Here is a 10497-nt window from a genome sequence, read left to right as displayed (position 1 = left end):
TTACGGAGGCTCGAATGGCAGGCAACAGGTATGAGAAGAGCGCCGAGGCAATTGCCCGTCTCACGCCGGAGCAGCGGCGCGTGACGCAGCAAAGCGGCACGGAGCGCCCGTTCACCGGCGAGTACGACGAGCACTTCGAGCGCGGCCTCTACGTCGACATCGTCTCCGGCGAGCCGCTGTTTTCGTCGCGCGACAAGTTCAATTCCGGCTGCGGATGGCCCGCATTCGCCAAGACGGTTGTCGATGAGAACGTCAACGAGATCAAGGACCGCAGCCACGGCATGATGCGAACCGAGGTGCGTTCGACCCATGGCGACAGCCACCTGGGCCATGTCTTCGACGATGGACCCAAGGCGCTCGGCGGCCTGCGCTACTGCATCAATTCGGCCTCGCTGCGTTTCATTCCGGAAGCGGAAATGGAAGCGACAGGCTACGGCGAATACATCCCTCAACTCTGAGAAAAGGAAGCCTCCAAATGACGACCGAAACCGCAGTGCTGGCTGGTGGCTGTTTCTGGGGCATGCAAGACCTCATCCGCAAGCTGTCGGGCGTGAAAGCCACGCGCGTGGGCTACGTGGGCGGCAGCAACGACCACCCCACCTACCGCAGCCATCCGGGGCATGCCGAAGGCATCGAGATCGTTTTCGACAACGAGGTTGTCAGCTATCGCGACCTGCTGGAATTCTTCTTCCAGATTCACGATCCCAGCACGAAGAACCGTCAGGGCAATGATGTCGGCACCAGCTACCGTTCGGCCATCTTCTTCACCAGCGACGCGCAGAAGGCCGTGGCACTCGACACCATCCAGGATGTCGATGCCTCCGGGCTCTGGCCTGGCAAGGTGGTGACGGAAGTGACCCCTGCGCCGACTTTCTGGGAGGCCGAGCCGGAGCACCAGGACTACCTGGAGCGCCTTCCCGACGGTTATACCTGCCACTTCGTCCGGAAAGGCTGGCGCCTGCCAAGACGCGCCGCTGCCTGAAGAAAAGTCCATGTGAAAAGCCTCATGGCGCTCGCGCGGCATGAGGCTTCTTCTTGCGAAGCACCCGGCCAGCCGGGTGCCGCGTGGGCGGGATCAGTCGTCGGCGTAGATGTCGACGTCCTTCGTCTCGCGCACGAAGATCATGCCGATCACGAATGTCATCGCGGCGATCGCGATCGGATACCACAGCGCGTTGTACATGTTGCCCGTCTGCGCCACGATCGCGAAGCCGGTACTCGGCAGCAAGCCGCCGAACCAGCCATTGCCGATGTGGTACGGCAGGCTCATCGAGGTGTAGCGGATGCGCGTCGGGAACATTTCCACCAGCATGGCGGCGATCGGGCCGTAGACCATGGTCACCAGGATCACCAGCAGCGTCAGGATGAAGACCACCATCGGCTTGTTGATCTTGGCCGGATCGGCCTTGGTCGGGTAGCCGGCCGTCTTCAGCGACTCGCCCATTTCCTTCTTGAAGTCGGCGATCTTCTTGGTGCTGTCGGCGTCGAAGCGCGAATTCGTCACGAGGGCCGACGGCGCGGTGATGACCTTGTCGCCGATGGTCACGGTGGCGGGTGCGCCGGCCGGGACTTCTGCGTTGTCGTAGCTCACCGAGCTTTGCGCCAGGAAGCGCTTGGCGATGTCGCAGGAGGTCGTGAAGTCGATGTCGCGTGCCACCGGGTTGCCCTGGAACGAGCACTCCGCCGGGTTCGAATGGACCACCACCTTGTTGACTTCCTGGGCCTTCGCGAGGTCCGGGTTGGCGTACTCCGTCAGCTTGTGGAACAGCGGGATGTAGGCAACCGCCGCGATCAGGCAACCGGCCATGATGATCGGCTTGCGGCCGATCCTGTCGGACAGCGTGCCGAACACCACGAAGAAGGGCGTGCCGATGAGCAGCGCCACGCCCAGCAGGATGTAGGCGGTATCGAGGTCGACCTTGAGCGACTGGATCAGGAACAGCTGCGCATAGAACTGGCCCGTGTACCAGACCACGGCCTGGCCGGCAGTGAGGCCGAGCAGCGCGATGATCACGATCTTGAGGTTGCGCCATTCGCCGAACGACTCGATCAGCGGCTTCTTGGAGGTCTTGCCCTCGGCCTTCATCTTCTGGAAGGCGGGGGATTCATTCAGCGACAGGCGGATCCAGATGCTGATGGCCAGCAGCAGGATCGACATCAGGAACGGCAGGCGCCAGCCCCAGTCGCCGAACGCATCGGCACCCATCGCGCTGCGGATGGCCAGCACCACGATCAGCGACAGGAAGAAGCCGAGCGTGGCCGTGGTCTGGATCCACGCCGTGTAGGCGCCGCGCTTGCCCTTGGGGGCGTGCTCGGCGACATAGGTGGCGGCACCGCCGTACTCACCGCCGAGCGCCAGGCCCTGCAGCAGGCGCAACGCGATCAGGATGACCGGGGCCGCCACGCCGATGGTGGAGTAGCTGGGCAACAGGCCGAGCACGAAGGTCGACAAACCCATGATCATGATGGTGACCAGGAAGGTGTACTTGCGTCCGATCATGTCGCCGAGGCGGCCGAACACCAGCGCACCGAAGGGCCGCACCACGAAGCCGGCCGCGGCGCCAAGCAGCGTGAAGATGAAGCCGGCCGTCGGGTCGAGGCCCGAGAAGAACTGCTTCGAAATGATCGTCGCGAGCGCCAGGTAGACGTAGAAGTCGTACCACTCGAACACCGTGCCGAGCGAGGAAGCGAAGATGACCTTCTTTTCTTCCGCCGTCATCGGCCCGGCTATCGGCACCCCTCTGGAATCCAGTGTTGCTGCCATCGTCGTCTCCTGAAAATGAATGCGGCCCCAGTCGGAACCGTGCCAAATTCTTCGCCTTGGGACTGACCCGAGACTTTCGCGAAACTGACAGATGCTTACAAACTAGGGTGAAACCCCTTGGGAGGGTTTCAAGATGCGGAATTCAACACTGGGAAAAACCGCCATATGGCACGGTTGCGCGATTTTTCAGTGTCAGCGTTGGCCGCGCTGCAGCGAGGGCCGGTTTGCCGCGCCGTGCCATTGCGGGCCGTCGAACCACGGGTCATCCAGCAGCGCCGCACGCAGCATCACTAGGCTGTCGAATCCCCAGATCAGCCGGCCGTCGACCGCATAGGCCGGCACGCCGAACGCACCTCGCGACAGCGCCTCGTCGGTGTTGGCCTTGAGTTGCGCCTTGACCGCATCGCTGCCGGGCTCGCGACGCAATTCCAGGCGCTCGGCCAGCGCCGCCAGCCGCGCGGCATCAGTTGCCTCCTGGCCGCCGCGCCACACCTCGCGAAAGACCGTCTCGGCCACGTAGCGGCTGATGTTGCCGTCCGGCGAGGTGGCCAGCGCCAGCCGCAGATGGGCCAGCGGGTTGAACGGATGCGCGGCCGGCATCTCGATGGGGATGCCGTGGACATGCCCGAGCCACAGCACCTGCCGGTAGGTCCATTCGCGCTTCGTCGGAATTTCCGCGGGGCCGAGCTGCCCATGCTGCTTGAGCACCGCGCCGAACAGGATCGGCTTGTAGGCCACGCTGCAACTCAGCCCGTCCAGCGCCTTGGGCAGTTGCTCGAACGCGAGGTAGGCGTAGGGCGAGATGAAATCCAGGTAGAAGTCGATGTGCTTCATGGCGCTGTCGCCTCTTCGATGCGTCGTGCGATGCAGGCCCAGACCCGGCGCTTGCCGGGGTCGTCCATGCGACTCCACTGCGCGATTTCGGCCAGCGTCCGAAAACACCCGCGGCAGAGGCCGCTGCCTTCGTGGATGCGGCAAACGGAAGTGCATGGCGATGGCACCGACTCCGAATCTCCCACCTCGACTGCACGCGCCGCGACGGCACGGGCAGCCATCGGATCGAAGTCGGCGTCGTCGCGTATCGAGGCCGGTGCATCCGGCACGGCCGCGCCCTCGCCGCGCACGGCGTTCACACCACGTCGGCGACGGGCGCGCCGGTCAGGCGTTCGAGGTCTTGCGGCGCAAGTCGAACCACCGCATGCGGATGGCCGGCGGCGGCCCAGATCTCGTCGAAGCGGAACAGCTCGCGATCGATCAGCGTGACGGCCGGCGTGGCCTGCGCGAAGGGCGAGACGCCGCCGATGGAGAAGCCCGTCTTCGACTTGACGAAATCCGCATCGGCGCGGCCCGTCTTGCCGACGATGGCGTCGACCTTCTTCTCGTCCACACGCTTGTCGCCCGAGGTGATGACCAGCACGGCCGACTCGTCGCTCTTGCGGCGGAAGATGATGCTCTTGGCGATCTGCCCCACCGCAATACCCAGCGCGTCGGCCGCCTGTTGCGCGGTGCGGGCGGCATCGTCGAGCATTTGCGGCGCATGCGGATGGCCGGCCTCCTGCAACACGCGCGCCACGCGCTGAACGCCCTCGGGCAGGGAATGAAGTTCAGAGCCGCACATGATCAAGGCAAGGAATACGGGAGCCGGACGCAGAGGACGCGAAGGTTCCGCGAAGGACGCGAAAGGATTGCAAGGAAGTCATTCTTGAATTGTCTTCTTTCGCGTCCTTCGCGAAACCTTCGCGTCCTTCGCGTACGGCCAAGTCCGCGTTCATGGATGCCTCACCCCGCGCGTTTCGTGCGAATCGCCTTCGACGCACGCGAGTTCGGCTCGCGGCCCAGCGCATCGCTGATGTAGACGCCGGCGTCGATGAGCTTGTCGAGGTCGATGCCGGTCTCGATGCCCATGCCGTGCAGCATGTAGACCACGTCCTCGGTCGCAACATTGCCGGTCGCGCCCTTCGCGTAGGGGCAGCCGCCCAGCCCGGCCGACGAGGTGTCGAACTGCCACACGCCCATCTCCAGGCTGGCCAGCGTGTTGCCCAGCGCCTGGCCGTAGGTGTCGTGGTAGTGGCCGGAAATGTCGTCGATGTCGTAGTGCGCGAGCGTGGCCTCGATGGCGCGCTGCACCTTCACGGGCGTGCCGACGCCGATGGTGTCGGCCACCCCAACGTGCTGCACGCCGATGTCCTTCATGAGCTTCGCGAGCCGGCCCACGGCCTCGGGCGCGACTTCGCCTTCGTACGGGCAGCCCACCGTGCACGACATCGCGCCGCGCACGTAGATGCCCTTGTCCCGCGCGGCGGCCACCACGGGTGCGAAGCGCTCGATGCTCTCGGCAATGGAACAGTTGATGTTCTTCTGGCTGAAGGCCTCGCTGGCGGCGCCGAACACCACGATCTCGTCGGGCCATTCCTCTCGCGGCGCCGCGATGGCGGCCTCGAAGCCCTTCATGTTGGGCGTGAGCACCGAGTAGCGCACGCCCGGCTTGCGCTGGATGCCGTGCATCACCTCGGCGTTGTCGGCCATCTGCGGCACCCACTTCGGGCTGACGAAGCTGGTGACCTCGATCTCGCGCAAGCCCGCGTCCTGCAGGCGATGCACCAGGCCGATCTTGACTTCGGCGGGCACGGGTTGCTTTTCGTTCTGCAGGCCGTCGCGCGGCCCGACGTCGACGATCTTCACGCGTGTGGGTAGTTTCATGGTCTCTCTCCGGCGGGCACCAACGATACCCGCAATGAATTGCCCGTGTCGGGCGGCAGGCACACCCTTGCGTTCTCAGTAGCCGCGGGAGGCATCGACCACGCCGGGCAATTCGTCGAAGCTGGCACCTGCTTCGAGGGCGCGGATCTTGGTGACGATCTGGGCGACAGACTCTTCGCGCTGGGTGCGAGCGGATGCGTGCGGGGTCACGGTGATCCTGGGGTGGCGCCAGAAGGGGTGGTCGGAGGCCAGGGGCTCGGACTGGAACACGTCGAGCGTCGCGCCCGCGAGTTGGCCGGCGTCCAGCAGCGGGATCAGGTCCTCGTCGACCAGGTGCGCGCCGCGGGCGACGTTGATGATGTAGCCGCCGGGCTGGCCGGCGTTGAGCTTCAGCAGGTTGTCGCGGCGCAGGATGCCGCGCGTCCCGGGGGTGAGCGGCAGCAGGCAGACCAGCACGCGGCTGGCGGCCAGGAAGTCATCGAAGCCCTTGTCGCCCGAGAAGCAGCGGATGCCGTCGATCTGCTTTGGCGATCTGCTCCAGCCCATCACCGGAAACTCGAACTGGCCGATCGCCTTTCCCACGCGTTCGCCGAGCACGCCGAGGCCCATCACGCCAACCGGGAAGTCGTTGCGGGCGCGCGGGCGGCGGTAGCTCCACTTGCCTTCACGCGCGTCGGCCTCGTAGCCGTCGAACTCGCGGAAATGGCGGATCAGCGCATGGCAGACGTACTCGGCCATCTGCACCGACATGCCGGCGTCGTCGAGCCGCACGATGCGGGTCTGCGGCGGCAGCTTGAGCTTGAGCAAGGCATCCACGCCGGCGCCGATGTTGAACAGGCCGCGCAGCGTCTGCTGCTCGTCGAGGAACTCCTGCGCCGGCGCCCACACCACCGCGTGATCAGCCGGCGCATCGCCCGGCGACCAGGGCGCGATGTCGGCGTCAGGCAGTTCGGCCCGCAGGTTGTCGACCCAAGGTTCGGGGCGGTTGTTGTCGGTGAGGCAGACGGTGATACGCATGGTTTGCTAAGACTCGAGTGCGAAGGCATGTTTGGTCCATTCATCGCACAGCTTGCGAAATGACCTGCTTCTGTGATGCGCCAATTCAAGGTCGAAGACGTGCGAGAACGCTGGCTGATCCGTCGTTTCCCCGTAGGTCCCATCTACGAGGCGGTCATTGATCCAACCCTTCGCATTCCTGGGCGATTCCGGGTCCACTTGCTCGTCATCTGCACGGGATTCAAAGCCCCTGCGACCATGGAGCGACGACGACGCAGCGATAAACCAGGCTTCATACTCCCGATTGGCGAAGACAACGCCGAGTCTGCGGTGAGGCGCGAGTTCCGTAGCTCGCTTCAGGACTTCGGCGCCTTTGTCCGCCGGACAATCGTCGTCGGCATCCATCAGAATCAATATCCAGCCTGACTCTCCGCATTTCGCGGCGGCCAACTGAAGGTGTCGATTGAATTCGGATTCCTTGTTGAGAAACTGGTCTCGTCGAACACGAATCGGGCGAAGAATATCCGCTTGCACTTCGGGCGTTCGCCATACTTGCAGGCGTCGCAACAGCACCGGCAAAGCGAGGACTTCGCCATCGCCCTCCACAATCGAAGCAACGGTGATCACGGTGTGGAATTGCCGAACAATTCGGCCTGTTTCTGCAACTGCGCGTTGAGAATTGCGCGATCGGGCTCAAGCTGATTGAGGCGCAGCAACTCCCCGGCAGAGAAAAGCTGCTTGTGCATCATTGACTTCGATGCCTCGTCCAGCGGACCTATGCGAGTCTCGCCACCTTCAGAGATCACCGCCAGAAAATGGGCGGGATCAATGTCGCGGTCGTCCAGTAGATCGGGGCTGTGACTTGTGACGATGATCTGGGTTCCCCGCGAGGCCTGCAGCAACGCCTCGCGCAATGCTGCACCTGCGGCGGGGTGCAATGCAGTCTCAGGCTCCTCGATACCTACCAGCAAAGGCGCATAGTCTCGATTCGCTTGGAAGAGTGCTGTAAGGACTCCCAATGCGCGCAAGGTGCCGTCCGACATGTTCTGGGCCGGGAATCGCCACGGATGCTTTGAACCTGCCATGTCCTGCCGAAATTCCAAAGTCTCCAGCGGTCCCATTTGCTCCCGCCGCACGCCCTGCACCGTCGGAACGACCGTTTGAAGGTACTCCTGAATCGAACTCATGCTCTCCGGGGCGACTCGTTCGAGATGGCCAATCACACTGACGATATTTTCGCCAGCGGGCTTGAGCAAGCGACCGTCCTGAGGCTTTTGTGGTTCACGCATGAGTTTGGGATTGAGGTTGTAAAACCCCATCGCAATCAATGCATCGAAGACGGGTCGAAAGACCGCCAGGCCTGAAACGCTGACGAGTGCCAAGCGATCGGACGTGACAGCCGGAAACGTGGCCTCGCTGCTGGCCAATAACTGGCCCCGCTCAATTTTGTAGAACGGGCCGCCGCTCGCCCCACCCACAGCGCATTCCTCACGTTGTACTTCATAGCCTCTGCCGGGCAATGCGCCAATATTGAAAGCGTAGTGACCCAGTCTTAGGTCAGGCAAGACGAATTCAACTCGGATTCCAAAGTGCGTCGGGTGGCCGCTGGACCTTCGCCGGACTTCAGTGAGTCCCCCGCGTTCGTTCAGTGCATTGTCCAGGGACGACGACAATGCATCGCGCACGAGATGCAGCGCATCGAGAAAGTTGCTCTTGCCGGAGCCATTCGCGCCCACAAGATAAGTCAGCGGGCCTAGACGCACGTCGCAAGCACCGATGCTCTTGTAGTTGCGAAGCACGACGCGCGTCAGGAATGGGATTTGACTCATTGATGGACAACTGCCTTCTTCGTTGGCGCCCGATCGACGCCCAACGCGTTTGCGCCTAGCAAATTTAAGGGGAGGAGTATCTCCGGCAACCCGGCATTCTGAAGCAGAAGGGCGAACTCGATGCCACTCGATCCAATCAGGCGCTGATGCGCAGCAACTCATTGCCCTCGGCCACCTGGTCGCCCGGCGCGAACATCAGTTCCTCGACGGTGCCATCAGCCGGCGCGGCGATGGTGTGCTCCATCTTCATCGCTTCCATCACCGCGAGCGGCTGGCCCTTGCTGACCTTGTCCCCGGCCTTCACCGCAAAGGACACGACCTTGCCGGGCATCGGCGCGGTGAGCCGGCCGCCTTCGGCCTGCGTGTCGCCGGCATGCGCGAGACGGTCGACGGCAAGGATCTTCGTAGCGCCTTGCGCCGCGAAGACGTGCGAACTGCCATCACGTTCGTAGACGTTCAGGGTATGGCGGCCGCCGTTGAACTCGACTTCGAACTCGCCGGAGGGGAACTGCCCGACCACCAGCGCACCCGAGACCCCGCCGGCTTCGAGCCAGAAGCTGCCGTCGCGCTTGTAGGTCAGCGTGGCCGACGCTGGTTCGCCGCGGAACTCGTAGTCGAAGCGGCGCTTGTATTCGCCGAGCGCGCGGAAGCCGTCGCGGCGCGCGAAGGGCTCGGGCATGGCCGCCGGCCATTCGGTGATGCACTGGCGCGCGATGGCTGCCGCGGCGGCGAGAGGCAAGCCCAGCGGCTCGCGGTCGAACAGCACGGCGCGCTCGCGCTCGATCAATGCCGTGTCGAGGTTGGCGTTGGCAAAAGAATCGGTGGCGATGATGCCGCGCAGGAACTGCACGTTGGTTGCCACGCCGACGATGTGCACCTGCGCCAGCGCGGCGTCGAGCCGGGCCAGCGCCTCGGCGCGCGTGCTGCCGTGCACGATGAGCTTGGCGATCATCGAGTCGTAGAACGGCGATATCTCGCCGCCCTCGCGCACGCCGTCGTCGATGCGCACGCGGCTGCGCTGGAAGGCGGTGGCCTGCGGCTTGCGGTAGACGTGCAGCGTGCCGGTGGCGGGCAGGAAGTTGTTGTCGGGGTTCTCGGCGCAGATGCGCGCCTCGATCGCGTGGCCGTGGATCTGCAGTTGCTCTTGCTTCAATGGCAGCGGCTCGCCCGAGGCCACGCGCAGTTGCCATTCCACGAGGTCGAGGCCGGTGATCGCTTCGGTGACGGGATGCTCGACCTGCAGGCGGGTGTTCATCTCCATGAAGAAAAAGTTCATGGCGCCACCGTCGCGCTGCTCGACGATGAACTCGACAGTGCCCGCGCCGACGTAGTTCACCGCCTTCGCTGCAGCGACCGCCGCCGCGCCCATCTCCGCGCGCATCGCCTCCGTCATGCCGGGCGCAGGCGCCTCCTCCAGCACCTTCTGGTGCCGCCGCTGCACCGAGCAGTCGCGCTCGAACAGGTAGACGCAGTCGCCGTGCGTGTCGCCGAACACCTGGATCTCGATGTGGCGCGGGCGTTGCACGTACTTCTCGATGAGCACCGCATCGTCGCCGAAGCTGTTGATCGCCTCGCGCTGGCACGACGCCAGCGCCGCGGCAAAGTCCTCCGACTTGTCGACGGCGCGCATGCCCTTGCCACCGCCGCCCGCGCTGGCCTTGATGAGCACCGGGTAGCCGATGCGGTCGGCCTCGCGCTGCAGCAGCGCCGGATCCTGCTCGCTGCCGTGGTAGCCGGGCACCAGCGGCACACCGGCCTTTTCCATGAGCTGCTTCGACTCGGCCTTCAGGCCCATCGCCTTGATCGCCGAGGGCGGCGGGCCGATGAAGACCAGGCCCGCGTCGGCGCAGGCCTGGGCGAACTCCTCGTTCTCGCTGAGGAAGCCGTAGCCGGGATGGATGGCTTCAGCGCCGGTCGCCTTCGCAGCTTCGAGGATCTTTTCCCAGCGCAGGTAGCTGTCCTTCGGCGCACTGCCGCCGAGGTACACCGACTCGTCACAGGCACGCACGTGATTGGCATGCGCATCGGCATCGGAATACACGGCCACGGTGCGGATGGCCATGCGGCGCGCAGTGGCGGCGACGCGGCAGGCGATTTCACCGCGGTTGGCGATGAGGATCTTCTTAAACATGGTGCGTCTCCGCGGTGAAATCGCCTCGGCCCGCTGCGCGTGCCACGCGATGTGGCTCTGCTGCTGCGCCGCTGCGC

At 64.5% G+C, this 10497-nt stretch carries 11 protein-coding genes; 2 read left to right on the top strand and 9 right to left on the bottom strand.

The window, feature by feature from the left end; all coding sequences use genetic code 11:
* The first annotated feature begins 14 nt into the window (after window positions 1-14).
* A complete protein-coding gene (gene msrB / locus HCU76_RS30155) occupies window positions 15-458 on the top strand; it encodes a peptide-methionine (R)-S-oxide reductase MsrB (protein ID WP_218511296.1) in 444 nt (147 codons plus the stop codon).
* Between the two features lie 17 nt (window positions 459-475).
* Complete coding sequence (msrA, locus tag HCU76_RS30150; RefSeq protein WP_218511295.1) at window positions 476-982, top strand: peptide-methionine (S)-S-oxide reductase MsrA; 507 nt, start codon at window positions 476-478, stop codon at window positions 980-982.
* A 93-nt stretch (window positions 983-1075) separates the two neighbouring features.
* Here msrA and HCU76_RS30145 read toward each other — a convergent pair whose 3' ends face one another.
* The 9 genes from HCU76_RS30145 to HCU76_RS30105 form a co-directional block, all read right to left on the bottom strand.
* A complete protein-coding gene (locus HCU76_RS30145) occupies window positions 1076-2764 on the bottom strand; it encodes an MFS transporter (protein ID WP_218511294.1) in 1689 nt (562 codons plus the stop codon).
* Between the two features lie 192 nt (window positions 2765-2956).
* A complete protein-coding gene (locus HCU76_RS30140; RefSeq protein WP_218511293.1) occupies window positions 2957-3598 on the bottom strand; it encodes a 2-hydroxychromene-2-carboxylate isomerase in 642 nt (213 codons plus the stop codon).
* Entirely contained in the window at window positions 3595-3897 is a 303-nt protein-coding gene (locus HCU76_RS30135) for a DUF1289 domain-containing protein (protein WP_345944735.1), read from the bottom strand. The genes HCU76_RS30140 and HCU76_RS30135 overlap by 4 nt, the downstream gene beginning before the upstream one ends.
* Window positions 3894-4382 carry a YbaK/EbsC family protein gene (locus HCU76_RS30130; RefSeq protein ID WP_213957410.1) on the bottom strand — a complete coding sequence of 163 codons (489 nt, stop codon included), beginning with the start codon at window positions 4380-4382 and terminating at the stop codon, window positions 3894-3896. The genes HCU76_RS30135 and HCU76_RS30130 overlap by 4 nt, the downstream gene beginning before the upstream one ends.
* Before the next feature lie 161 nt (window positions 4383-4543).
* Window positions 4544-5464: a hydroxymethylglutaryl-CoA lyase gene (locus HCU76_RS30125; RefSeq protein ID WP_213957411.1), complete on the bottom strand. Its 921-nt coding sequence runs from the start codon at window positions 5462-5464 to the stop codon at window positions 4544-4546.
* 75 nt (window positions 5465-5539) lie between these two features.
* Complete coding sequence (locus HCU76_RS30120; RefSeq protein ID WP_213957412.1) at window positions 5540-6481, bottom strand: glyoxylate/hydroxypyruvate reductase A; 942 nt, start codon at window positions 6479-6481, stop codon at window positions 5540-5542.
* 6 nt (window positions 6482-6487) lie between these two features.
* Window positions 6488-7087, bottom strand: coding sequence for a DUF4276 family protein (locus tag HCU76_RS30115; protein ID WP_345944736.1), 600 nt, complete (start codon window positions 7085-7087; stop codon window positions 6488-6490).
* The gene (locus tag HCU76_RS30110; protein WP_213957413.1) at window positions 7084-8289 is read right to left on the bottom strand and encodes an AAA family ATPase; all 1206 of its coding nucleotides are present in this window, start codon (window positions 8287-8289) and stop codon (window positions 7084-7086) included. Before HCU76_RS30110 ends, HCU76_RS30115 begins: the two co-directional genes overlap by 4 nt.
* Before the next feature lie 136 nt (window positions 8290-8425).
* The gene (locus tag HCU76_RS30105; protein WP_218511292.1) at window positions 8426-10420 is read right to left on the bottom strand and encodes an acetyl/propionyl/methylcrotonyl-CoA carboxylase subunit alpha; all 1995 of its coding nucleotides are present in this window, start codon (window positions 10418-10420) and stop codon (window positions 8426-8428) included.
* Between the last annotated feature and the right edge of the window lie 77 nt (window positions 10421-10497).

The sequence above is a fragment of the Variovorax sp. dw_308 genome (assembly GCF_019207085.1).
Classification (GTDB): domain Bacteria; phylum Pseudomonadota; class Gammaproteobacteria; order Burkholderiales; family Burkholderiaceae_C; genus Variovorax.
Note: the sequence above shows the minus strand (reverse complement) of the source record. Positions and strands in the feature narration are given on the sequence as shown.

Excerpts from the sequence above, each read along its gene's own strand:
- msrB (WP_218511296.1), top strand. The coding sequence starts at position 15 with ATGGCAGGCAACAGGTATGAGAAGAGCGCCGAGGCAATTGCCCGTCTC.
- msrA (WP_218511295.1), top strand. The coding sequence starts at position 476 with ATGACGACCGAAACCGCAGTGCTGGCTGGTGGCTGTTTCTGGGGCATG.
- HCU76_RS30145 (WP_218511294.1), bottom strand. The coding sequence starts at position 2,764 with ATGGCAGCAACACTGGATTCCAGAGGGGTGCCGATAGCCGGGCCGATG.
- HCU76_RS30140 (WP_218511293.1), bottom strand. The coding sequence starts at position 3,598 with ATGAAGCACATCGACTTCTACCTGGATTTCATCTCGCCCTACGCCTAC.
- HCU76_RS30130 (WP_213957410.1), bottom strand. The coding sequence starts at position 4,382 with ATGTGCGGCTCTGAACTTCATTCCCTGCCCGAGGGCGTTCAGCGCGTG.
- HCU76_RS30125 (WP_213957411.1), bottom strand. The coding sequence starts at position 5,464 with ATGAAACTACCCACACGCGTGAAGATCGTCGACGTCGGGCCGCGCGAC.
- HCU76_RS30120 (WP_213957412.1), bottom strand. The coding sequence starts at position 6,481 with ATGCGTATCACCGTCTGCCTCACCGACAACAACCGCCCCGAACCTTGG.
- HCU76_RS30110 (WP_213957413.1), bottom strand. The coding sequence starts at position 8,289 with ATGAGTCAAATCCCATTCCTGACGCGCGTCGTGCTTCGCAACTACAAG.
- HCU76_RS30105 (WP_218511292.1), bottom strand. The coding sequence starts at position 10,420 with ATGTTTAAGAAGATCCTCATCGCCAACCGCGGTGAAATCGCCTGCCGC.